A 21,629-nucleotide genomic window follows, 5' to 3' on the forward strand; every position below is an offset into this window, starting at 1 on the left:
GGCGACGCCGGACCGGCCGGGGAGGGCCGGCCGGCGCCGGGCGGCCGTGCCGGTCACTCCTTGGCGAGGTCGGCCAGGCTCGCGAGGGTCCACGCCTCCGCCGCCTCGTGCGTGACGCCGAGGCCGGCGAGCGCTCTGGCGGCGGGTTCCTGGTCGTCGCTGAGGACGCCGAGCAGGATGTGTTCGGTGCCGATGTAGTTGTGGCCGAGCCGCAGGGCCTCGCGCAGCGCCAGGTGGAGGGTCTTCTTAGCGGCGGGGCTGACCGGGAGGTTGCCCTTGAGGGGCTCTTCCTCGGTGCCGGGGGTGGAAACGGCGGCGCGGACGGCTTCCGCGCTGACGCCGAGGGCGCCGAAGCACAGGGCGGCGAGGCCGTGGGGCTCGTCCAGCAGGCCGAGGACCAGGTGCTCGGGTGCCACGGCGCTGTGCCTGGCGCCGCGGGCCTCCTCCTGTCCGGCGGCGACGGTCTTGCGGGCGCGCGCGGTGAAGCGGTTGAAGCCCGCCTCCACGCTCAGATACTCCAGGTCCTCGGGAACCTTGGGCACGAACCGCTTCTGCGCGGCCTGCTTGCTCACCCCCATGTGCTGGCCGATGTCGGTCCAGGAGGCGCCCGCCCTGCGGGCCTGGTCCACGAAGTGGCCGATGAGGTGGTCGGCGATTTCGCCGACGTGGGTGGCGACGACCACCGCGTGCTGGAGGTCTTCGAGCGGTTCGCTGCCGGGGTGCTGTTCCTTGACGTAGTCGATGAGGTCGTCGAGTCGTACCGGGTGTTGGGTCATGCGTCAACGTTAGGTTGACGATTCCTCGGTCGTCAACCTTCAGTTGACGATTAGCTCTTTCTTGACCGATCGTTCTCAATGACCCTAGGGTCATCGGCATGGCGAGGAGCAAGGAATTCGACCCGGACACGGCGCTCCAGGCGGCACTTGAGCTGTTCTGGCGGCGCGGTTACGAGGCCACGTCGATGGCCGACCTCGTCGAGGCGCTGGGCATCGCGCGGGCGAGCGTCTACGCCACCTTCGGCAGCAAGCACGAGCTGTATCTGCTGGCGCTGCGCCGCTACGGCGAGCTGTGCGACCCGCGGCTGCTGGAGGAGTTGTCACAGCCGGGGCCCGCGCTGCCGGGGGTACGGGCGGTGGTGACCCGCTTCGCCGAGGAGTCCGCGCGCGACGAACTGCGGCGCGGCTGCTTCATGACCAACACCGCGGTGGAACTGGCCCCGCACGACCGGGCCGCGGCCCGCCGGGTGGAGGCGAGCTGGGACCTGCTGGAGGCCGGGCTGACCTCGGCGCTGCTGCGGGCCCGCGCCCAGGGCGAGCTGCCCGCCGGGCGGGACCCGCGGGCGCTGGCCCGCATGCTCCTGGTGCTGCTCCAGGGGATCCGCGTGGTCGGCAAGGCCGGCGGCGACCCGGAACGCCCGCGCGACGCCGCGGCGCAGGCGCTGGCCCTGCTCGACTGACCGGACGGGTCGGAGCCCCCTTTTGGCGACCGATCGTTCTCATTCCCGTAGGCACCCAAGGCATCTGGAGAGCCGTCATGTCCGACACCTTCACCGGCAGGGCCGTCCTCGTCACCGGCGGCGGCAGCGGTATCGGGCGGGCCGTCGCGCTCGCGTTCGCCCGTGCGGGCGCCCGCGTCGCCGTCGCCGGGCGGAGTGAGCGGACCCTCGAGGAGACGGTCGCCCTCATCGCGGCCGAGGGTGTCGGCGAGGCCGCCGCCGTACCCGCCGACATCACCGTCGCGCCGGACGTCGAGCGCTTGGTCGACGCCGTGACGGCCCGCTTCGGCGGTCTCGACGTGGCCGTGAACAACGTCGGCGTCATCACCCCTCCCGCCCCGGTCGCCGACATATCCGAGGCCGACTGGCGGCACAGCCTCGACACCAACCTGACCGGGCTGTGGCTCTCCATGAAGTACGAGATCGGCTACATGCGGGCGCACGGCGGCGGCGCCGTCGTCAACGTCGCCTCCAACATCGGCGCCCATCGCCGCGTTCCCGGCCTCGGCGCGTACACCGCGGCCAAGGCCGCCGTCAGCGCCCTCACCCGCGCCGCCGCCCTCGACCACATCGGTGACGGCGTCCGGATCAACGCCGTCAGCCCCGGCGCCGTCGACACCCCCATGTCCTCACGCCCCGGCGAGACCCCCGCCGCCAAGGCCGCCCGCCTGCGCGCCCAGATCCCCCTCGGCCGCGCGTCCAGCGTCGCGGAGATCGCCGCCGCCGTCCTCCACCTCGCCTCCCCCGCGGCCACCTCCACCGTGGGCACCGACCTGGTCATCGACGGCGGCGCCACGGCCTGACCGGCGGCGGCGTCAGGTCGGTTCACGCCGTCGTCGCGCGGGTCGGTTCCTCACGAACCGGTTCCTGGTGGATGGGTTCCTGGTGGATGGGCTCCTGGTGGATGGGTTCCTCGCGGGATCGCTCCTCGCCGGGCCGCTTCTCCTGAGGTGAGGCGGGGCGCGGCGGAGTGAGCCATGTGCGCAGCAGGGAGTGCAGGGCCTCGGCTCCGACGAGGGGGGCGGGCGGCACGGGGAGTTCGACGGGGGTCAGGAGGAAGGGGTGGCTCTGCGGGCCGCCCAGGCCCCCGTGCGAACCGGCCTGTTCCTCGAAGGCGTGCACGGCTCCGGAGCGCGGATCGCAGGCGGAGTTGACCATGAGGTCGGCGATGTGGGGGAAGCCGTCCGCCCGCAGCACGGCGTCCGCGGCGCCCTCGCCGAAGGGCGCGAGCGGGTCGTCGCCCTTGATCCGCCCGGTGGCCAGCTCGCGCTGCGAGCCGTCGGGGCCCAGCACGAGCGGACCGCGCTCGGCGCTGTGCACGAGCACGAAGCCGATACCGGGGTGCCCGGTGAGCGCGTCGAGGAGCGCGGGCGAGCGGCGGTCGATCTCCTCCAGCGTGGCCCGCCCCTCGATCTCGGGGAAGGCGACGAGCCCGAGGTTGCCCGAGGCCAGCACGACCGGCTGCGACGCGGGCCCCGCGCACTCGGCCTCCTCCTGCGCCCGCCGCTCCTGCTCGGGGCGGCGCAGCGCGGTGCGGGCCGCCGCCCGTGCCTCGGCGCCGCGCGCCGCCCGCCGCCTGGCCTGCCGTTCGGTCCCGGCCAGCCCGCAACCGGCCCGCACCAGTGCGCGGAAGGTCACCCCGTACGCGCTCTCGAAGGTCTCGCCCTCGCTCTGCCCGTGGTCGGACAGCAGGACGATGCGGTACGGCCGGGGCGCGTACCGCGAGGCGTCGGCGATCAGCGCCACCGAGCGGTCGAGCCGGCCCAGCACCTTGCGCGCGTCCTTGCTGCGCGGGCCCGAGTGGTGGGCGACCTCGTCGTACGCCACGAGGTCCGCGTAGACGGCGGTCCTTCCGGCCAGCATGTCGCCGATGACGGCGGCCACGGCCACGTCCCGTTCCACGACGGTGGCGAAGGCGCGCAGCAGCGGGTAGAGGCCGCCGCGCTTGATCCGGGGCCGGTCCCTGCGCAGCCGCGACGCCGTCGACTCCCCGATCTCGCGGCACACCTCGGCGCTGAACGACCAGGCGGTGCGCACCGCGTTCGCCGGGTCGGAGAAGTAGGCGAAGTAGCCGGATCTGGAGCGGCTGAACTTGTCGCGGCGGGCCGCCACCGACATCACCAGCGCGGACTGTTCCGCGCCGCCGGTGAACAGATTGCCGCGGCTGGCGCCGTCCTCGGCGAGCAGTCCGCGAAAGCCGGTACGGGCCACCGCGCGGCGCTCCAGTTCCGCGGCGCTGGAGGGCCGGTTGCAGACCATCAGCTGGCCGGTCTCCTTCTCGAACCAGCGGAAGGCGGGCACGTCGTGGTTCGTGCCGTGCAGGATGGCGAGCTGGCTCGCGCCGGTCTGGCTGCTCCAGTCGGTGCGCCACGGGGTGAGCCGGTGGGTGGTGCCGAGCCAGCCGGCCAGGGTCGGCATCGCGGGCGGCGCGGAGGTGAGGGCGTCGCGCAGCACGTCGTGGCCGACGCCGTCGAGTTGCAGGAAGACCGTGCCGGGCGTGGTCGGCAGCGGCGGGTCGCTCGCACGGGTTCTGCGGCCCGCGAGCCGGGCGAGCCTGCGGCCGTACGCGGCGTCGTCCCGTACCGCGAGGGCGGTGCTGGTGGCGGAGGACGTCGCGGACATCACGGCGGCGATCACCACGGCGGTGGCCGGGGCGACCTGGCCGCGGCCGTCGGGGGTGAAGCGCAGGGCGACGAGCAGCAGCGAGCCGTTGAGGAAGAAGACCAGGGCGCCGAGCACGAGGGCGGGCACCAGCAGCAGGGCGCGGACCAGCAGCGGCCACACGAGAGCGCTCAGTACGCCGAAGGCGCCCGCGCCGATCGCCGAGGTCACCGCGATCTGGGTGGGGCTGTCGCCGTTGGGAGCCTCGAGGCGGAAGTCGGGGAGCACCCAGGCGAGTACGGCCAGGGTCGCGCTGGAGACCATCCACACAGCGAGCACCCGGCCGACGGCCCTCACCACGCTCCGGCCGACGGCCCGTTCCCGTCTCTTCGCAGGCTGCGGCACACCTCCACAGTGCCATACCGCCCGCCGCGTCCCGGCGCCCCGTCGGGCCGCGCGCCGGGCCCGGCCCTCGGCAGGGCATACGCTCGGGCCTGCGAGGGTGTGCGCGGGCACGGTACGAGTCCCCTGACCGGGGAGGTGCGACGCGTGTGTGCGATACGGGCGCCCTGGACGGATGCCGGGAAAGGACGGGCGCGGTGGCGGTGGAGATCACGTGGTGGGGTCATGCCACGGTGACCGTGCGGGACTCCGGGGTACGGGTGCTCACCGACCCGCTGTTCACCCGGCGGCTCGCCCATCTGCGCAGGCGGCGCGGCGCCGTACCGCCCGCGTCGGCGGGCGCGGCCGACGCCGTACTCATCTCTCATCTGCACGCCGACCACCTGCACCTGGACTCGGTGCGGCGGCTGGCGGCGGGCACCACCGTGGTCCTGCCGCGCGGCGCGGTCGCCGCGGTGCCGGGGCTGCGGCGGCTGCGTGACCGGCTGCGGCTGGTGGAGGTCGGCGCGGGCGACTCGCTCCTGGTACGCGGCGCGGACGGCGGGGAGCTGACGGTCAGGGCGGTGCCCGCCGCGCACGACGGACGGCGGCTGCCGTACGGGCCTGAGCGCTCCCCCGCGCTCGGCTATGTGATGGAGGGGGCCGCGCGCACGTACTTCGCCGGGGACACCGGGCTGTTCGACGGGCTGGCCGACGCGGTCGGCCCCTGCGACGTGGCGCTGCTGCCGGTCGGCGGCTGGGGCCCCTTCCTCGGGCACGGGCATCTGGACGCGGCGCGGGCCGCGCGGGTGCTGGCCGATCTGGCGCCGCGAGCCGCGGTGCCGGTGCACTACGGCACATTCTGGCCGATCGGCATGGACGCGGTACGGCCGCACGAATTCCACACGCCCGGCGAGGAGTTCGTGCGGATCGCCGCCCGGCTGGCCCCGCGGGTGTCGGTGCACCGGCTCGACCACGGGCAGTCGGTGCTGGTCGAGGACGCCGGGCGGGAGAGCCGCGGGTGATCGGTTTCCTGGCGTCGGCCGCCGCCAATTCCCCCGCGTCCGAGACCACGCAGCAGGCCATAGGTTATCCGTCGCTGTTTTTGCTGGTGTCGCTCGGCTCGCTGGTGCCGGTGGTGCCGACCGGCGCGGTGGTCTCCAGCGCGGCCGTCGTCGCCTTCCACCAGTCGCAACCCCCGCTCGCGCTGCTCGGGGTGTTCCTCGTGTCGTCCTTCGCCGCCTTCCTCGGCGACGTGGCGCTGTACTGGCTCGGCCTGCGCGGGGTGCGGTCCCGCAACGGCTCGCGCTGGCTGCACCGGCTCCAGGACCGGGTGGACAACACGACGCTGGAGAAGGCGCAGAACCGGCTGGACGCGCACGGCGCGGCCGTCCTGGTGCTGTCCCGGCTGATCCCGGCGGGCCGTATCCCGGTGATGGTGGCGTGCCTGCTGGGCGAGATGTCGCTGCGGCGGTTCGTCCGCGGCGACATCCCGGCCTGTCTGGTGTGGGCGGCGGCGTATCAACTGGTCGGCATCCTGGGCGGGTCGCTGTTCCCCGAGCCGTGGCAGGGGGTGGCGCTCGCGGTGGGGCTGACGTTCGCCTTCGCGGCGGGGCCCATGGTCGTGCGGCGGCTGCGCCGCAAGTAGGCCGCGCGCCGCAAGCGGGGGCGGCCCGTCCCGCGATCAGGCCGCCGGGCTTGCCCTCACGGCGTGCCGGACAGCACCCGTGAGCCGCCGATCGGCAGGTCCCACAGGTCGTCGCGGGGGCGGCCGGTCGCGGCCCACGCGGCGTGCAGGCGGGTGAGCGGTTCCAGCGGCGGCTCGGCGGAGAGCAGGAACGTCGCCCAGTGCATGGGCGCCATCGCGGTCGCGCCCACGTCGAGGCAGGCGCGTACGGCCTCTTCCGGGTCGGTGTGCACGGTGCTGAGCATCCAGCGCGGCGAGTAGGCGCCGATCGGCAGCAGCGCGAGGTCGATACCGGGGTGGGCGCGGCCGATCTCGCGGAACCAGTGGCCGTAGCCGGTGTCCCCGGCGAAGTAGACGCGCCGCCCCGAGCCGTCGGTCAGCACCCAGCCGCCCCACAGCGAGCGGCAGGTGTCGGTGAGCGTGCGCTTGCTCCAGTGGTGCGCGGGGACGAAGTCGAAGCGGACACCGCCTAGTTCCGCCGCCTCCCACCAGTCGAGTTCGGTGACCCGCGTGAAGCCTCGGCGGCGGCACCAGGCGGCCAGGCCCGCGGGCACGAACAGCGCGGTGTCGCGCGGCAGCCGCTTCAGCGTCGGCGCGTCGAGGTGGTCGTAGTGGTTGTGGCTGATGACGACGGCGTCCACGGGGGGCAGCGTCTCCCAGGGCACGCCCACCGGGGTGACCCTGGCCGGGGTGCCGGGGATCCGGCGGGACCACACGGGGTCGGTGAGCACGGTCAGCCCGCCGATGCCGATCACCCAGCTCGCGTGTCCCACCCAGGTGAGGCTGACCGTGCCCGCCGTCGTCGCGGGCAGCGGTCCCTGCTCGACCGGCAGCGACGGCACCTGCGCGAGCGCGGCGGCCGGCGGGCGCATGCTGCGTTCCCGTACCGAGCGCAGGACGTCGCGCAGCCCCGGCAGCGGGTCCGTCAGCCGGTCGGCGAACGACGTGGGCCAGGTCCTCAACTCGCCCAGCGGACGCGGACCGGCGAGGGTGTTCTCGCTCTCGGCGAGGGTGCGCTCGCTCTGATCGGTCATCGGGACTCCCATCCGTCACGGTCTCGGCGCCGTCGGCGACACTCGCCGGGCAACAGCGGGCCGGGGCGGCGGCCCCGGCGGTTCGAGCCGGGGCGGCGGCCCCGGCGGTTCCGGCCGGGCCGGGAAGCCCGACGGGACCGGCAGGACCCGTGGCCGCGGCACAGGGTGTGGGGAGGGTGGGCGAGACGCGTGTGGCCCGCCCGGCCGTCCCGAACACCGCTCGCACCCACCGGATCCCCGATCATCGTTCATCGACCTACCCAAAAAATAGGTCAGGTCCCACGCCCCCGCGATCCGGTGTCCGCCGATTCGCCGATGTCGGCGGATTCACCGATGCCCGCGGATTCACCGACCGCCCCGCCCGCGGGGCCCGACCCGCCCTCCGAGTACCCGGTGGCGTGGCCGCTGACGGCGACGGCCAACGCGGCCAGCGCGGCGACGACATGCGGGACGGCGAGCGGGTCGGGCGCGGCCAGCGCGACACGGCGCTCGTCCTCGGTGGCGCCGTGCAGGTGACCCGTGCTGATCCGCACGCGCGGCTCGTCCGGGTCGTCGCCGAAGCGGTGGCCGCCGAGTACGGGGTAGCCGAGGGCCGCGGTCAGCCGCTCCTCCAGCGCGGCGGCGTCCAGGCCGGGCGCGGGCAGCGTCGGATAGAGCTGGAAACCGGCGCGCGGCGGACGGCAGGTCGCCCCCGCGCCGGTGATCGCGCGGAAGGCGGCAGCGGCGGTACGCGCGTGCAGCCGGTTGGCCGCGGCGGTGCGGTCGGTGACCTCCGCGGGCTCGGTGAGGACGTATCCGGTGGCGGCGGCGACCGGCGCGGGCAGCACGGCGCGCAGCGCGGCGAGTACGTCGAGGGCCCGCTCCCGCCAGGCCGCGCCGTGGGCGGTGGCGGGGAAGCGGGCGAGCGCGGCGGGCACCGCGGCCGGGACCAGCGTGGCGCCCAGGTCGGCCAGGACGACGGTGTGGTCGGGCAGCATCTCGGCCGGGCTGAGCAGCACCGTGTCGCGGTGGTGGAGCGTGTCGGAGTACGTCTCGTCGGAGACGATCAGCAGCCCCGCCTCCGCAGCGGCCTCGCACGTCTCGTGCAGCAGCTCGGGCGCGGTGACGGTGCCGGTCGGGTCGTCGGCGGCGGACAGCACCAGCAGCCGCGGGTCGGCGCCCGCGGCGCGCGCCCGCCGTACGGTCTCCAGCAGCGCGAAGGGGTCGGGCACGCCGCCCTCGGGCGGGGTGGGCGCGGTGTGCACCCGGCGGCCGAGCAGCCGGGCCACCGGGGCCTGCCACGCGGGGGCGGGGCGGGCCAGTACCGGGTCGCCGTCGACGGCGGCGAGCAGCGCGAACAGCAGCGGCTCCGCGCCGGGCGCGGCGAGCACGTGGCCCGCGCGGCAGGGCAGGCCGCGCCGGGCCCAGTAGCCGCAGGCGGCGTCGAGCAGCCGCGGGCCGCCGCCCGGGACCTCGGCGCCGGGCCGGGCGTCGGCGGTCCGTTCCCGCCAGTACGCGGGCAGCGGCAGTCCCGAGTCGGGTCGCAGGTCGTACCGCGGGCCGAGCCGCATCCGGTTACCTCCGCTGCGTAGGTGGGCACCCCTGGGGCCCACTTTCTCCCGCGGCGGCGCGGTCCGCATCCGACGGAACGGCGCGGTCCGCATCCGACGGAACGGCCGGTGGAGCGGCCGACGGCCGAGCGCGCGGGTGAGGAGGCGGCGGCGCGCCCCGCGTTCAGCGCAGCAGCAGTGCGGGCAGGTCGCGCATGTCGTCGAAGACCGTCGTGCCGGGGCCTTCGAGCCAGCCCGCGGGGGTGAGTCCGCCGCAGTAGCCGTACGCGCGCATGCCCGCCGCGCGGGCCGCGGCCACCCCGTACCGGCTGTCCTCGACGACCACGCAGCGCGCGGGCTCGACGCCGAGGCTGCGGGCCGCGTGCAGGAAGAGGTCGGGGGCGGGCTTGCCGTGCTCGACCTCGCTCGCGCTGAAGATCCGGCCCTCGAAACGCTCGTAGAGCCCGGTGAGGCCAAGCGTGTGGCGCAGCCCCTCGTGGCTGGTGCTCGACGCGACACAGCTCGGCAGGGTGAGCGCGTCCAGGGCCTGCGTGATGCCGTCGACCTCGGTCAGGTCGGCGTCGAACGCCTCCTGGTAGAGGTGCCGGTAGGGGGCGTCCCAGTCCTCGGGCAGGGAGCGGCCCAGGTGTTTCTCGATCGCGGTGGTCATGTCGCGGTAGGAGCGGCCCACGAACCGTTCCACGATCTCGGCCTCGCTCAGCGGCCAGCCGACCGCGGCGAGCACGAACGCGTCCACCTTCACCGCGATCTTCTCGCTGTCGACCAGCACACCGTCGCAGTCGAAGATCACGAGTTCCGGCTCTGGCCAAGGGGTGTGCGGGTGAGCTTCGTTCACCCGGTGAGACTACAGCGGCGGCGCCGGTGGACGGCGGACACGGGGGCGGCGGTGTGGGTGCGCTACCGGTGGGTCCGCGGGCGGGTACGCGGGTGCGGTACCGGCGGATAAGCGGTCGCGTACGCGAGTGCGGTACCGACGGATACGCGGTCGGGTACGCGAGTGCGTTACCGGCGGATACGCGGTCGGCCGTCCGTGACGGAACGGCAACGGCCTTGATCAGGCGGTGTGCCGCGGCCGGGCGTGGGTAACCGGCCCGCATGACGTATCCCTGGAAGAACTGGGACAAGGCGCTGTTCGCCGAGGTGGCGGAGCGCCACTGGCCGGGCGCGGAGCCGGTGCTGCCCCGGCTGAGCAGTGCCGCGAACCACGGCCGGCTGTGGTTCGCCGTCGCCGCGGGCGTCGCGGCCACCGGCGGCAGGACCGGACGCCGGGCGGCGGCGCGCGGACTGGGCTCGCTGGCGCTGGCGTCGCTGACGGTCAACACCGCGGGCAAGGGCGCGGTACGGCGGTCGCGGCCGATACTCGACACCGTCCCGGTCATACGGCGGCTGCACCGCCAGCCGATCACCTCGTCGTTCCCCTCGGGTCACGCGGCCTCGGCCGCCGCCTTCGCCGCGGGCATGGCGATCGAGTCGCCGCGCTGGGGCCTGGTGATCGCGCCGCTCGCCGCGAGCGTGGCCTTCTCACGGATCTACACCGGAGTGCACTATCCGAGTGACGTGGTGGCGGGCGCGGCCCTGGGCCTTGGCGCCGCCGCCGTCGTACGCGCCCTGGTGCCGCCCGCTCCGGGAAAGCCGGAGCCGGGCGCCGACGCGCAGGTGCCGTCGCTGCCCGAGGGCCGCGGGCTGCACGTGGTGGTGAACTCCGCGTCGGGGCCGCCGCCGCTGCTGTCGGCGCCCGTCGACCGGATCGCCGCCGCGCTGCCCGAGGCGTCGGTCGGCGAGTGCACCGAGGACGACGACCTGCTGGAGATGCTGGAGAAGGCGGCGCGCACGGCCGTGGAGCAGGGCGGCGCGCTCGGGGTGTGCGGCGGTGACGGCACGGTGTGCCTGGCCACGGCCGTCGCCCTGCGCCACCGGCTGCCGCTGGCGGTCTTCCCCGGCGGCACCCGTAACCACTTCGCGCTCGACCTCGGCCTGGAGACCGTCGAGGACACCGCGAAGGCGGTCGCGGCGGGCCGGGCGGCCAATGTGGACGTGGCCCGGCACACCAGCCTGGACTCGCCGTACAGCGAGTCGGCGCCCTTCCTCAACACCTTCAGCATCGGGTCGTACCCGGAGCTGGTACGGGTACGGGAGCGCTGGTCGCGGCGGGTGGGGAGCTGGCCCGCCAGTGTGCTGGCCGCCGTGCACGTCCTGCGGACCTGCGAGCCGGTGGACATCGAGGTGAACGGACGGCCGCGCTCGGTGTGGCTGATCTTCGCGGGGAACTGCCGCTACTCCAGTGTCGGGCTCGCCCCGGTGCGCCGCCGCGACCTCAACGACGGCGTCCTGGACGTGCGCATCGTGGACGGCGGGCCCTTCGCCCGTACCCGGCTGCTGGGCGCGGCCCTCACCGGGGTGCTGACCCGGTCGCCGGTGTACACGTCGGCGACCGTACGGCGGCTGCGGCTGCGGCTGCCCGGCGAGGGCGTCCACCTCGCCTACGACGGTGAGGTGGCACCCGCGCCCGGTGAGCTGCTGCTCGACAAGGTGCCCGGCGGGCTGGTGGTGTACCGGGGCTGACCGGGGGCGCAGGGCGTGCCGGGGCCTGCTCGGAGCCGCCTCAGGCGGCTCGGGCGGGGTTGACGACGTGGGCGGCGGTCAGTTCTGGCCGCCGACCAGCCCGGCCAGGGCGCGGACGCCTTCGCCCGAGATGCTCAGCGAGTCGGGGCTGCCGGTGTCGATGGACAGGATCAGTTCGTCGGAGGGCCAGGCGCCGCTGAGCACGGCGAGCTGGACCAGCCGGTAGCGGCTGGTCGTCGGCAGCGCTTCGGCCATCCGGGTCTCGGAGGTGAAAACGGGCACGAGCTGGCGGCCGTCCTCCTGTTCGTACACCGGGAGCTGGATCTGCCGGGGAGGCTCGCCGCCGTTGGGGTCCTCGTCCACGCCCGGCACCGGCAGCAGGACTTCGCTGACCGCGAGCGTGCTGAGGGCGACGACGTTCTCGCTGCCGTGGGCGATCTCGCGCAGCGCGCGCTGCGCCGGGGGCAGGCCGCTGTCCGGGTCGAGGCCGTCGGGGGTGATGTCGGTCATCGCTTCTGGTTCCTCTCGCCGCTTCTGGCGTCAACGGTGCTCGGATCCCCCGCACGTACCCGGCTGAGCCGAGAGCATGCGGTCCACGAGGTGAAATCGCGTTGCCAGGACCCGCTGGCCGCTGGTTACGGTGCGTCCATGGTTGCCAGAACCCCCGCTCACACGGTGCTCGAAGGCCGTTTCGTCCGCCTCGAACCGCTCGCTCCCGGCCATGTGCCCGATCTGTTCGCCGCGGGCGGCGGTGACGAGGAGGTGTGGCGCTGGCTGCCGGTGGAGCCGCCGCGCACCGAGGACGAGCTGCGCGATCTCGCGGTACGGGTCGCCGCCGACGCGGAGGCCGCGGGCGGTCTCGCCTTCGCCGTCGTGGAGCGGGCGGGCGGCCGGGCCGTCGGCTGGACGACGTACCACGACGTGAGCGCCAGGGACGAGCGGCTGGAGATCGGCTGGACCTGGTACGGCCGCGCCCATTGGCGGACCCCGGTCAACACCGAGGCCAAGCTGCTGCTGATGGGCCATGCCTTCGAGGAGCTGGGCATGGGGCGGATCTGCTGGAAGACGGATCATCTCAACATCAGGTCGCAGCGGGCCATCGCGCGGCTCGGCGCGGTCCGCGAGGGGGTCTGGCGCCGCCACCGGCTGCGCTCGGACGGTGTGACGTGGCGCGACAGCGTCTTCTTCTCGATGCTGGCCGAGGAGTGGCCGGAGGCGAAGCGGCGGTTGCGGGCGCGGCTGGAGGGCGGCGCGGAGGCGGGGGCCGGACGGGTCGGGGCGGGCTGACGGTCCGGGGTGGGCCGACCGTGGGCCGACGCTGTTCGGGGAAAGGCGTCGGCCCACGGTCGGCGGCTGGCGGTCACGCGGTCGGCGGTCACGCGGGGGCCGGTCTCGCGGGGGCCGGTCTCACTCGTACTCCGTGCCGCCTTTGCGGGTCAGGTAGGCGTCGCTGACGACCTTGGCGATGGCCCGGCCGCCGAGCACGTCGCTGTAGCGGTCGTCGGCCGTGCGCACCACGACGCCCTCGCGCAGGTGCAGGCCGCGGCCGGAGACCGTCTCCGTGCCCTGGGCCAGCGCCAGCACCGCCTCCTGGTCGAAGGGGCCCTCGAACAGCTTGGGCACCAGCGGCACTTCGCCCGCCAGCAGCGCGAAGGCGTCCAGCCAGCGCACCCGCCCGCCGATGTCCGCGCACACGTCGAACGCCGCGTAACCGGGCGCGCCCTGCGCGCGGGCGTCGGCGCCGTAGCCGAGATCCTGCACACCGCTGCCGTACACTTCGCCGTAGACGCCGATCCGGTCGGCGCCCAGCCGCTCGGCGAGCCGGGCCGCGACGGCGGGCAGGCCGTGGCCGAGGACGGCGCGCCAGTAGAGATTGCGGTCGGTCTCGGTGAGGGCGAGGCGCTGTCCGCCGAGGCCCTTGGACGTGACGTGCACGGCGCTGCTGTCCGCGTAGTAGGTGAGGCAGCAGGCCGTGCCGTGCAGCTTCTCGGTGACGGTGACCGGGTCGCCCGGCGCGAAGATGTCCGGATAGCGCTTGAGGTTCTCGATGTCGATCCAGGGCAGCAGGTCGGGCGCCGACTCCACGTCGCCGCTCATCGACACCGGCACCGGAGGCACCCATTTGACGATGCCGAGCCGTTCGGCGAAGTCCGCTCCCCCGGCGGCGGCCCGCTCCAGATCCGTACCGTCGAGCGCGGCCGGGCGGCAGACGATGCCCTGCGACAGCTCGCCGCGCAGCCGGACCGCCCTGACGCGGTTCGCGGCGCTTCCGGCCAGCCTGCCGGTCAGGCCCAGCTCCGTGATCAACGGCGCGGGCAGCACGGCCTGTTCAGGGATGTAGACGGCGAAGTCGCCGCTGCGGTAGGCGCCTTTGGCGACCACGGCGCGGTAGAGGCCGACCTGCGCCAGTTCGAGCGCGTCGGCGTTGGGGTGGTCGAGGATGGTGAGCCGCTCCGCGGTCACGCGCAATGTGGACATGACGGTCCCCCCGTATGTGGTGGTCGGATGGTGGTGGTCGGGTCTTCTCCCCGACGATCACTGTGGCGGGGGGCGCGAACGCCCGGCCACCGGTTTTCGGCGCGGTGCGGCGGGGGGACCGGGGCGGGCGTGTGCGAGTCTCTCGGTGTGCGATACATCATCATCGGAGCGGGAGCGGTCGGCGGCACGATCGGCGGGCGGCTGTTCGACGGCGGTCACGAGGTCGTCCTGGTGGCGCGCGGCGGCCATCTCGACGCGCTGCGCGAGCGGGGCCTGCGGCTCGAACTGCCGGACCGCACGCTGACGTTGCCCGTGCCCGTCGCGGACGGCCCGGAGGCGCTGCGGGCGCGGCCCGACGACGTGCTGGTGCTGGGCGTCAAGACGCAGGACACGGCGTCGGTGCTGACGCGGTGGGACGGGTACGGGGTCGGGTCGGACGGTGCCGGTCCCGCCGTGGTGTGCGCGCAGAACGGGGTCGAGAACGAGCGGCTGGCGCTGCGCCGCTTCCCGAACGTGCACGGGATGTGCGTCTGGCTGCCGGCCTCCCACCTGGAGCCGGGTGTCGTGCAGGCGCCGGGTGCGCCGCTGTCCGGGATTCTGACCTTGGGCCGCTATCCGTCGGGCGCGGACGACACCACGCGGCGGATCGCCGCCGACCTTGAGGGCTCGGGCTTCGCGGCGCCGGTCTCGCAGGACGTGATGGCGTGGAAGTACGGCAAATTGCTGTCGAATCTGGGCAACTCCCTGGAGGCGGTGTCCGGTCCGATCGGTGAGGGGCCGCTGTTCGAGGTGTATCAGCGGGCCCGCGCGGAAGGAGTCGCGGTGCTGGACGCGGCCGGTGTCGCGCACGTCAGCCAGGAGGAGCAGGCCCGCGTGCGCGGCGACCGGGTGGAGCTGCTGCCCGTCAACGGCGGTGAGCGCGGCGGCGGTTCGTCCTGGCAGAGCCTCACCCGGGGCACCGGCTCCATCGAGGCCGACTACCTCAACGGCGAGATCGTGCTGCTGGGCCGCCGCTTCGGCGTGCCGACGCCCGTCAACGAGGCGCTGCGCCGTACCGCCAACTCCTTTGCCCGCGACGGCCGCCGCCCCGGTGACCTGACGGCGGACGAGACGGCGGCGCTGGTCGCCGCGAGCCGGGCGTAGGCGGCACGGCGGCCAACGGACGTCGGCCGCAGTCGCTGTGCGGCCGGGACCGCCCGCTCCCTACGGCACCGTCTCCGGCCGCATCCGGAAGTCGTACGCGGCGGGCAGCGGGTGTTCCGCCCGCGCGCGGGTCCTGATGTCGTCGGTGACGGGGCCGTCGCCCGCGACAAGGCGCTCGGCTATGGCGTACCAGGTGTCGGTCAGCGCCTCGGCGCCCTCGTACAGGTCCTCCACGACGAAGCCCTCGTCGAACAGCGCGCGGGCCTCGGCGACTTGGCCGCGGGCGAGCGCGGTCTGCGCGCGCAGCAGCCGTAGCCGCCCGCAGTCCGGGCCGTGCCGGTCGCCCTCCGGAGCCTGGTCCGGATCGGCGAGGACGCGTTCGGCGTCGGCGGCGCGGCCCGCGGCGAGCAGGACGGGCACGGCCTCGACGATCAGGGCGCGCCGGACGTCCGGGCGGTCCGGGAGCGCGGTGAACGTCTCGCGCAGGCTGTCGTACGCGGCCAGGTAGCGGTCGGCGGCGCGGTCGGTCTGGCCCGCGTCGGCCTCGGCGACGGCCAGGGCGCGCAGGCCCCACGGCGAGGGGTGGGCGGCGACCGACCGTTCCCAACTGCGCACGGCCTGCGCGCGGTCGCCCGCGGCCCACTGGGCGATGCCGAGGTAGTAGTCGCGGAACCACTCGTTGCCGGGATAGGTGTCGGCGGACTCCAGCAGTTCGCGCCACTCCGGGGAGACAAGCGCGGGTCCCGGCGGCGCGTCGGCGGCGGGTCTCGGGAAGATCCCGGCGAGCAGCAGTTCCAGCCAGGGCTTCTGCGGGTCGCCGAGCGTGGTGGCGGGGAACGGGGTGCCGGGCAGGTGGAAGTGGCCGCGCTCGCTTTCGAGGGCGCCCCAGCCGGAGCCGGTGGCGAGCAGGTCCTTGGGGTCGGTGTCGGCGTGCGCCAGCCACGCGGTGTAGGCGGCGTCGACGGTGGCGCGCGGGAGTGCGGCCTCGAGTCGTCCCCCGGCCTCGGCGCGCGCGGCGGACCAGTCGTCGCCGTGCACGAGCGCGGGGTCGGCGGCGAGCGGTCCGTACGCCTCCAGCCAGGAGAATTCCGAATCCGCGGCCATGGGGATGTGTTCGAGCTGTGTCCTGGCGAGACCTGCCTGGATCTCCAGGTAGCCGCCGGTGCCGGGCTCGGTCAGCCACTCCTGCCAGCGCCGCCCGCCGCGGCCGTGGCCCCACAGGAAGAGCTTGCGTCCGCGCAGCAGGTCGGTGGAGGTCTGGACGAGGCCGTGTCCTTCGCCGTCGAGCGCGGTGATCCAGCGGCGGTCGGTGTCGGCCACGTCGAAGAAGTAGTCGGCGGCGTGCTCGGAGCGGGTGGTGTAGGTGATGTCGGTGGCGCCGTCGGGCGCGGGCACCGGCACATGGCTGAGGGTGCGGCTGTAGCCGAAGTGCCAGGCGGCGTCGGCGGGGGCGAGCACCCGGGTGCGGTCGGTCTCGGGAACGGCGATGTTGGACCACCAGTAGGCGGGCACGGTGCGCTCGTGCGGATTGCGGACCCGGATGCCGATGTAGAGGAAGTCGGAGTCGGCGGGCAGCCACATGTCGATCTGGAAGGGCAGGTCGCGCAGCCGCTCCCACTCCCACAGGCGCAGCATCTCGCCGCCGTCCGGGGCGGGGACGCGGGCGGCGTGCAGCGGGGCGCAGGTGTGGGCGGCGTGGCCGGTGGCGCCGAGATTCCACTCCACGCCGCCGGAGAACCAGGCACCGGCCAGCGCGAACGCGGCGGGCTGGAACACCGGGTTGCGGTAGAGCAGTTCACGTCCGGTCGCCTTGTGGACCAGCGAGTACAGCCTGCCGCCGAGGCCGGGCAGCACGGTGGCGCGGATGCGGTCGTTCTCGATGACGAGTGCGTCGAGGGCGGCCGGGGCGCGGTCCCGGCCGTAGCCGTCGAGGACGCGGACCGGCAGCACCGAGCGCAGCGGCGCGTAGCCGAGCTGCCTGGCCATGTCGGCGGGCAGTCCCTCGCGGTCCTTGAGGTCCAGCCGGTGCAGCTCGTCGAGCGGGCGCAATGCGGGCAGCGGGTTCTCCGGGCCGAGGGCCGCGGCCGGAATGCTCACAGCGGTACGCCGCACGGTCGTAGGCAAGGCCACCTCTTCTGGCACACGTGGCCGCCTTCGGTCGCGGCGGCCGTCTGATGACCATGGAACAGGTTTCCCGTCGCGGTGAACAGAGCCCGCCGTGGTCAGGGTTGGGCAAAACCTGTGGAATCGGTCAGAAATCCGGCCATAAATTCGGCCGCGGGACCGGCCGGGCGCGGCCTTCTCGATCTTCCGCGCACCGCACCGGACAGGGAGCCCGCGGGCTGTCCCGGCCGCCGGACCGGGGGCATTGTCGGTGGTCGCTGCTACAACGGTGGCCATGACGACTTCGCGCTCCTCGCAGACGCCGGCCTCGCCCGAACTCCGGTTCACCGACTGGCTCGAACTCATCGAGGAGCGGTCCACGGTCCTGCGCGAGGCCGCGCGGGCCGCACCCGTCGAGGCCCGGATTCCGGGCTGCCCCGACTGGACCGTCCGGGATCTGCTGACGCATGTCGGCCAGGTGCAGCGCTTCTGGGCGGCGACGGTCGCCGCGGGCCCCGCCGTCCGGCCGCCGTCGGACGGGGTGCTCGGCGACCGCATGCCGGGTGACGACCTGCCGTCCTGGTCGGCGGCCTCGACGGTGCTGCTGCTCGACGCCCTGCGTGCGGCCGGTCCCGACACCGGCTGTTGGACCTGGTGGGCGGAGTCGGGCAACGCGGCGACCTCGGGCTCCGTCGCCCGCCACCAGGTCCAGGAGGCGGCCGTCCACGCCCGCGACGCTCAGGAGGCCGCGGGGGTCACCGAACCGCTGCCGCCCGCCCTCGCCGCCGACGCCCTGGATGAATTCCTGCACGTCGGCTTCGGCTCGATGGACGGCTGGCCGCACGCACCGGCCCGTGTCGCGCTGGTCGCCGACGAGGGCCCGGCCTGGACCCTGATCCTCGACACCACCGGTGCCTCGGCGGTCCGCGGCGGCCCCGGCGACGGCCCGGAGCCCGGTGCCACCCTCTCCGGCCCCGCCAGCGATCTGCTGCTGGCGCTGTACCGCAGGGCCCCCTGGGACGGGACCGACGCGCTGCGGCTGACCGGAGACCCCGCGCTGGTACGGCAGTTGGTGGTCTGGCCGCCGCTCGGCTGACCACGTACCGTCCTGCGTGAGGGAGTGATGCGCATGTCTGGTCGCGGGATACGAGCGTCCGGTGTGGCGTTAGGGGTGATCGCCCTGCTGTCCGCCTGCTCCTCGGGCGGTTCCACGCACCGCCCCGTCGTCACCGACTCCGCCCGCGTCACCATCGAGGCACCGCCCCCGGTCGGCAGCATCGAGCACCCCCGCCCGGTGGCGTGCGTCGAAGCCATGCGCTCGCCCGGCGGCTCCGCCACCGAGGTGACCACGGGCAACAGCCCCGCGAAATCCACTGGTTCGACCACCATCGCACCCACCACCCCTTCCTCTACTTCCTCTTCTTCCGATGCTTCCGCTTCGTCTTCCGCCGCACCGGCCACCGCGAAGAACGATGTGACGGTGGGTCCCCTCACCTGGACCGGTCTGCGCGCCCTGGCCGACGGCGACCAGACCGGCCACGGCTACCACAACTCCGACGGCTGGCATTACAAGGTCGCCGCCTCCATACGGACTGGGTCGACGGTCACCTTGACCATCGGCGCCGAGCAGCGGGCCAAGGCCGGACTGGAGTACGGCCGTGCCTTCGGGTCCACCCCGGCGCCCGCGATCACCTTCGACGCCTGCCCAGCCCAGCCCGTCGTCTTCATCGGCGGCTTCTTCGTCGCCGGTGACGGCCACGCCTGCGTCCCGGTGGACGTCCAGGTCGGCCAGGGCGCGCCGCGACGCGTGGTGATCTCCTTCTTCAACGGACAGTGCCCCGCTGCGTAGGCTGGGATCATGACCGAGCCGACGCCCGATCCCGCCGCCGAGAGCGAGCCCGCTCACGACCCCGAGCTGCTTCAGCTCGCCGCCCAGGTCTTCGACCTCGCCCGGCAGGGCGACACCGACAAACTGGCCGCCTACATCGACGCGGGAGTCCCCGCGAATCTCACCAACGACCGCGGTGACACCCTGCTGATGCTCGCCGCCTACCACGGTCACGGGCAGACCGTGCGGGCGCTGCTGGCCCGCGGCGCGGAGCCGGACCGTGCCAACGACCGGGGCCAGACCCCGTTGGCCGGCGCCGTCTTCAAGGGCGAGCAGGACGTCATCACCGCCCTGGTCGACGGCGGCGCCGACCCGGCCGCGGGCGTGCCGTCCGCGGTCGACACGGCCCGGATGTTCGGCAAGGACGAGTTGCTGAAGCTCTTCGGCGCCCAGTGACCCCCTCGACGCTCGTCCCCTCCTGCGTGGCCTCGGCCCTCGGCGGTGCGGCACCCACCTGGTCCTACACCGAACTCACCCACAATCAGGACAACCAGGCCACCGACGGCATCTGGCGGGTGACCGGCCCCGACGGCAGCGCGGTCCTCAAGGTGTGCGTCCCCAAGGGCTCGGGCAGTTGGCAGACCAGCCCCGAGCCGCGGCACTGGAACCACTGGCGCCGCGAGCCGCTCGCCTACCGCGACGGCCTGACCGCGACCGTCTTCGCCGACGCCGGGATCGACGGCCCCCGCCTGCTCGCCGCGGACGAGCGGGCGGACGGCTCCTTCGCCCTGTGGCTGGAGGACGTCACCGGGGTGCCCGGCTCCCGGTGGCCGGTGGAGCGCCTGGCCGCCTTCGCCCATGGTCTCGGCTTCGCACAGGCCCGCTGGACCGGGCGGCTCCCTGCGGAGCCCTGGCTCTCCCGGGGCTGGCTCCGCCAGTACGTGGAGAGCAAGTCCCTGCCCGCTGAACTCCCCTGGGACCTGCCCGACGCCGCCGCCGTCTGGCCCGCCGCCCTGCGCACCGGCCTGCGCCGTATGTGGGAGCAGCGCGACACCCTGCTCGCCGCCGCCGAGTCCGGCCCCCGCACCCTGTGCCACCTCGATGTCTGGCCGCTGAACCTGATCGCCCAGGACGACTCCCCCGCGCACTCCCCCGGCGCCCCGGCCGCCCGATCGGCCGGCGGCCGTACCGTCCTGCTCGACTGGGCCTTCGTCGGGGAAGGCGCCGTGGGCGAGGACATCGCCAACCTCATCCCGGACTGCGTCGCCGACGGCCTGATACCAGGGGAGTTGCTGCCGGAGATCTCCGCCGCCGTCATCGAGGGCTATCTGGCCGGTGCCCGCGATGCCGGGGCCGCCCTGGGCGAGGACGAGCTGCGCCGCTCGGTGGCCGCCGCGGGCGCCGCCAAATACTGCTGGCTCGCCCCTTTGATGCTCACCCGCCTCGCCGTCGGTGGCCGGGTCGGCTCCGCCGCCTACGACGTGGACCACGACCCCCTGGCCGTACTCCGCCGCAGGACCGGCCTCTTCGAGCACCTGGTCTCCTGGTCGGAACAGATCCTCAGCCCCGCCCGCTGAGGAACCTCCCGCAGAAGACCCTGACGAACGGGACCCCCTCCCCCACGGGGGCCTGCCCGATGTCGGCCTCGCGCTAGCTGATGGCTTCCGTCCGCTCGGCCAGGCTGGTCGCGCCGCGCTCGGTCAGCGAGCCGTGCAGCCGCAGCCGGGATATGCCGCCGTCGGGGAAGATCTCGATCCGGACGTGGGTGGCCGGTATCGGGTTGACCAGGAAGCGGTGCACGCTGTCCGGCTGGAGCTTGACCCGCGGCAGCAGCGGGATCCACTCGCCGTCCTCCCCGTCGCGGACCGACAGCGTCGCCCAGCCCGCCGCGTTGCCCTTGAGATAGGCCGTGTCGATCTCGATGGCGCGGATCACGCCCTGGTCCACGAGCCGGTACTGGATCCAGTCGTTCCCGGTGTCACGGCGGCGGCGGGTCTCCCAGCCGTCGTCCATCTTCCGGGAGCGGCCGGGCAGGATGGTGTGCTCGGGCGGGGAGTAGAAGCGGTCGGAGGCGTCCTCCACTGTGCCGCCGTTCTCCAGCGCCACCAGGTCGAAGGTGCCCAGCTCGGCCAGCCACCCCGGGTCGGGCGCCACCTCGCCGTAGACCCGCAGCCGGGCGATCCCCCCGTCGGGGTGCTGCCGCAGGCGCAGGTGGGTGAAGCGCCGCTCCACATGCACCGCGAACGCGTTCTCCGCGTGCCCGCCGACCGCCGTGCGCGGGACCAGCTCGGTCCACTCCACCGCCGGGTCGAGCAGATCCTCGGGCGCCGCCGACATCGAGTGCGCGGTGGCCTCCACCGACACCGCCTGCGGGTAATTGCCCCGGAAGTGCGCGGTGTCGATCACCAGGCCGCGGATCACGCCCGGCGCCCCCAGCCGTATCAGCGCCCAGTCGTGGTCGGCCGGATCGGGGTGCGGGACCTGCGCGGACGCCCCCCGCCTGCGCCGCGTCTCCCAGCCGTCCATGATCTTGCCCTTGTGCCCGAAGCGCTCGGGGTCGAAGACCGCGGGCCCGGCCACCAGCAGATTCTCCCGCTCGGCGAAGAACTCGTCATTGGCGGCGACCACCCCCGCGCCCAGCCTGCGGTCGGCCAGGTCCGCGAGTCCCGCGAAGGGAAGCTCCACGCGGCGGTAGTCCGCGAACGGGTTGCCGCCGCCGTAAGGAAGCGCGTCACCCGTGAAGGAGGTCAGGTCCGTAAAAGTGCCG

At 74.3% G+C, this 21,629-nt stretch carries 20 protein-coding genes; 11 read left to right on the forward strand and 9 right to left on the reverse strand.

The genetic code is table 11. The features are described 5' to 3' along the window. Window positions 1-53: 53 nt before the first annotated feature. Complete coding sequence (locus tag ACIP4Z_RS24440; protein WP_401311422.1) at window positions 54-776, reverse strand: Clp protease N-terminal domain-containing protein; 723 nt, start codon at window positions 774-776, stop codon at window positions 54-56. A gap of 98 nt (window positions 777-874) precedes the next feature. On the opposite strand from ACIP4Z_RS24440, the gene ACIP4Z_RS24445 reads away from it, so the two are divergent. After that, on the forward strand, window positions 875-1,456 hold the full coding sequence (locus ACIP4Z_RS24445) for a TetR family transcriptional regulator (RefSeq protein ID WP_391163718.1): 582 nt from the start codon (window positions 875-877) through the stop codon (window positions 1,454-1,456). Between the two features lie 77 nt (window positions 1,457-1,533). Continuing rightward, the gene (locus ACIP4Z_RS24450; protein WP_355339331.1) at window positions 1,534-2,298 is read left to right on the forward strand and encodes an SDR family oxidoreductase; all 765 of its coding nucleotides are present in this window, start codon (window positions 1,534-1,536) and stop codon (window positions 2,296-2,298) included. 22 nt (window positions 2,299-2,320) lie between these two features. Here ACIP4Z_RS24450 and ACIP4Z_RS24455 read toward each other — a convergent pair whose 3' ends face one another. Next, window positions 2,321-4,420 carry an alkaline phosphatase family protein gene (locus ACIP4Z_RS24455; protein ID WP_401311426.1) on the reverse strand — a complete coding sequence of 700 codons (2,100 nt, stop codon included), beginning with the start codon at window positions 4,418-4,420 and terminating at the stop codon, window positions 2,321-2,323. A gap of 275 nt (window positions 4,421-4,695) precedes the next feature. Here ACIP4Z_RS24455 and ACIP4Z_RS24460 point away from each other — a divergent pair, with 275 nt between their 5' ends. Both ACIP4Z_RS24460 and ACIP4Z_RS24465 read left to right on the forward strand, forming a co-directional pair. Then, window positions 4,696-5,502 (forward strand): MBL fold metallo-hydrolase, encoded by an 807-nt coding sequence (locus ACIP4Z_RS24460; RefSeq protein WP_401311428.1) that lies wholly within the window; start codon window positions 4,696-4,698, stop codon window positions 5,500-5,502. Further along, complete coding sequence (locus tag ACIP4Z_RS24465; RefSeq protein WP_391163714.1) at window positions 5,499-6,125, forward strand: VTT domain-containing protein; 627 nt, start codon at window positions 5,499-5,501, stop codon at window positions 6,123-6,125. The genes ACIP4Z_RS24460 and ACIP4Z_RS24465 overlap by 4 nt, the downstream gene beginning before the upstream one ends. A 56-nt stretch (window positions 6,126-6,181) precedes the next feature. On the opposite strand, the gene ACIP4Z_RS24470 is transcribed toward ACIP4Z_RS24465, so the two are convergent. The 3 genes from ACIP4Z_RS24470 to ACIP4Z_RS24480 form a co-directional block, all read right to left on the reverse strand. Next, on the reverse strand, window positions 6,182-7,198 hold the full coding sequence (locus ACIP4Z_RS24470; RefSeq protein ID WP_401311431.1) for an MBL fold metallo-hydrolase: 1,017 nt from the start codon (window positions 7,196-7,198) through the stop codon (window positions 6,182-6,184). 272 nt (window positions 7,199-7,470) lie between these two features. Next, window positions 7,471-8,748, reverse strand: coding sequence for an aminotransferase class I/II-fold pyridoxal phosphate-dependent enzyme (locus ACIP4Z_RS24475; protein ID WP_401311434.1), 1,278 nt, complete (start codon window positions 8,746-8,748; stop codon window positions 7,471-7,473). A gap of 163 nt (window positions 8,749-8,911) precedes the next feature. Further along, window positions 8,912-9,538: an HAD-IA family hydrolase gene (locus ACIP4Z_RS24480; RefSeq protein ID WP_391051485.1), complete on the reverse strand. Its 627-nt coding sequence runs from the start codon at window positions 9,536-9,538 to the stop codon at window positions 8,912-8,914. A gap of 305 nt (window positions 9,539-9,843) precedes the next feature. Between ACIP4Z_RS24480 and ACIP4Z_RS24485 the strand changes: the two genes are divergently transcribed. Beyond that, window positions 9,844-11,310, forward strand: coding sequence for a phosphatase PAP2 family protein (locus ACIP4Z_RS24485; protein WP_355339316.1), 1,467 nt, complete (start codon window positions 9,844-9,846; stop codon window positions 11,308-11,310). 78 nt (window positions 11,311-11,388) lie between these two features. Here ACIP4Z_RS24485 and ACIP4Z_RS24490 read toward each other — a convergent pair whose 3' ends face one another. Continuing rightward, window positions 11,389-11,820: an SseB family protein gene (locus ACIP4Z_RS24490; protein ID WP_355339313.1), complete on the reverse strand. Its 432-nt coding sequence runs from the start codon at window positions 11,818-11,820 to the stop codon at window positions 11,389-11,391. A gap of 138 nt (window positions 11,821-11,958) precedes the next feature. On the opposite strand from ACIP4Z_RS24490, the gene ACIP4Z_RS24495 reads away from it, so the two are divergent. Then, window positions 11,959-12,597, forward strand: a complete 639-nt coding sequence (locus tag ACIP4Z_RS24495; RefSeq protein WP_391051339.1) for a GNAT family N-acetyltransferase — start codon at window positions 11,959-11,961, stop codon at window positions 12,595-12,597. A 120-nt stretch (window positions 12,598-12,717) separates the two neighbouring features. Here the strand turns inward: ACIP4Z_RS24495 and ACIP4Z_RS24500 are convergent, their stop codons facing one another. Further along, window positions 12,718-13,788: an RNA ligase (ATP) gene (locus ACIP4Z_RS24500; protein ID WP_401311439.1), complete on the reverse strand. Its 1,071-nt coding sequence runs from the start codon at window positions 13,786-13,788 to the stop codon at window positions 12,718-12,720. A gap of 147 nt (window positions 13,789-13,935) precedes the next feature. On the opposite strand from ACIP4Z_RS24500, the gene ACIP4Z_RS24505 reads away from it, so the two are divergent. Next, entirely contained in the window at window positions 13,936-14,931 is a 996-nt protein-coding gene (locus ACIP4Z_RS24505; RefSeq protein ID WP_401311442.1) for a ketopantoate reductase family protein, read from the forward strand. Between the two features lie 60 nt (window positions 14,932-14,991). On the opposite strand, the gene ACIP4Z_RS24510 is transcribed toward ACIP4Z_RS24505, so the two are convergent. Beyond that, a complete protein-coding gene (locus tag ACIP4Z_RS24510) occupies window positions 14,992-17,043 on the reverse strand; it encodes a DUF5107 domain-containing protein (RefSeq protein WP_401311445.1) in 2,052 nt (683 codons plus the stop codon). A 286-nt stretch (window positions 17,044-17,329) separates the two neighbouring features. Here ACIP4Z_RS24510 and ACIP4Z_RS24515 point away from each other — a divergent pair, with 286 nt between their 5' ends. The 4 genes from ACIP4Z_RS24515 to ACIP4Z_RS24530 are packed head-to-tail and all read left to right on the forward strand — an operon-like array spanning window position 17,330 to window position 20,439. Further along, entirely contained in the window at window positions 17,330-18,130 is an 801-nt protein-coding gene (locus ACIP4Z_RS24515; protein ID WP_401311448.1) for a maleylpyruvate isomerase family mycothiol-dependent enzyme, read from the forward strand. 33 nt (window positions 18,131-18,163) lie between these two features. After that, on the forward strand, window positions 18,164-18,883 hold the full coding sequence (locus tag ACIP4Z_RS24520) for a hypothetical protein (protein ID WP_401311450.1): 720 nt from the start codon (window positions 18,164-18,166) through the stop codon (window positions 18,881-18,883). 9 nt (window positions 18,884-18,892) lie between these two features. Further along, window positions 18,893-19,318 carry an ankyrin repeat domain-containing protein gene (locus ACIP4Z_RS24525; protein WP_355339292.1) on the forward strand — a complete coding sequence of 142 codons (426 nt, stop codon included), beginning with the start codon at window positions 18,893-18,895 and terminating at the stop codon, window positions 19,316-19,318. Between the two features lie 26 nt (window positions 19,319-19,344). Then, window positions 19,345-20,439, forward strand: coding sequence for an aminoglycoside phosphotransferase (locus ACIP4Z_RS24530; RefSeq protein WP_401311453.1), 1,095 nt, complete (start codon window positions 19,345-19,347; stop codon window positions 20,437-20,439). A gap of 73 nt (window positions 20,440-20,512) precedes the next feature. Here ACIP4Z_RS24530 and alc read toward each other — a convergent pair whose 3' ends face one another. Next, window positions 20,513-21,613, reverse strand: coding sequence for an allantoicase (gene alc / locus ACIP4Z_RS24535; protein ID WP_401311785.1), 1,101 nt, complete (start codon window positions 21,611-21,613; stop codon window positions 20,513-20,515). Window positions 21,614-21,629 lie beyond the last annotated feature (16 nt).

The organism is Streptomyces sp. NPDC088910, from assembly GCF_044749865.1.
In the GTDB taxonomy this organism is placed as follows: domain Bacteria; phylum Actinomycetota; class Actinomycetes; order Streptomycetales; family Streptomycetaceae; genus Actinacidiphila.

Bases quoted from the DNA above. Each gene is read 5' to 3' on its own strand.
- ACIP4Z_RS24440 (WP_401311422.1), bottom strand. From the start codon at position 776: ATGACCCAACACCCGGTACGACTCGACGACCTCATCGACTACGTCAAG.
- ACIP4Z_RS24445 (WP_391163718.1), top strand. From the start codon at position 875: ATGGCGAGGAGCAAGGAATTCGACCCGGACACGGCGCTCCAGGCGGCA.
- ACIP4Z_RS24450 (WP_355339331.1), top strand. From the start codon at position 1,534: ATGTCCGACACCTTCACCGGCAGGGCCGTCCTCGTCACCGGCGGCGGC.
- ACIP4Z_RS24455 (WP_401311426.1), bottom strand. From the start codon at position 4,420: ATGGTCTCCAGCGCGACCCTGGCCGTACTCGCCTGGGTGCTCCCCGAC.
- ACIP4Z_RS24470 (WP_401311431.1), bottom strand. From the start codon at position 7,198: ATGACCGATCAGAGCGAGCGCACCCTCGCCGAGAGCGAGAACACCCTC.
- ACIP4Z_RS24475 (WP_401311434.1), bottom strand. From the start codon at position 8,748: ATGCGGCTCGGCCCGCGGTACGACCTGCGACCCGACTCGGGACTGCCG.
- ACIP4Z_RS24485 (WP_355339316.1), top strand. From the start codon at position 9,844: ATGACGTATCCCTGGAAGAACTGGGACAAGGCGCTGTTCGCCGAGGTG.
- ACIP4Z_RS24490 (WP_355339313.1), bottom strand. From the start codon at position 11,820: ATGACCGACATCACCCCCGACGGCCTCGACCCGGACAGCGGCCTGCCC.
- ACIP4Z_RS24495 (WP_391051339.1), top strand. From the start codon at position 11,959: ATGGTTGCCAGAACCCCCGCTCACACGGTGCTCGAAGGCCGTTTCGTC.
- ACIP4Z_RS24500 (WP_401311439.1), bottom strand. From the start codon at position 13,788: ATGTCCACATTGCGCGTGACCGCGGAGCGGCTCACCATCCTCGACCAC.
- ACIP4Z_RS24515 (WP_401311448.1), top strand. From the start codon at position 17,330: ATGACGACTTCGCGCTCCTCGCAGACGCCGGCCTCGCCCGAACTCCGG.
- ACIP4Z_RS24520 (WP_401311450.1), top strand. From the start codon at position 18,164: ATGTCTGGTCGCGGGATACGAGCGTCCGGTGTGGCGTTAGGGGTGATC.
- ACIP4Z_RS24525 (WP_355339292.1), top strand. From the start codon at position 18,893: ATGACCGAGCCGACGCCCGATCCCGCCGCCGAGAGCGAGCCCGCTCAC.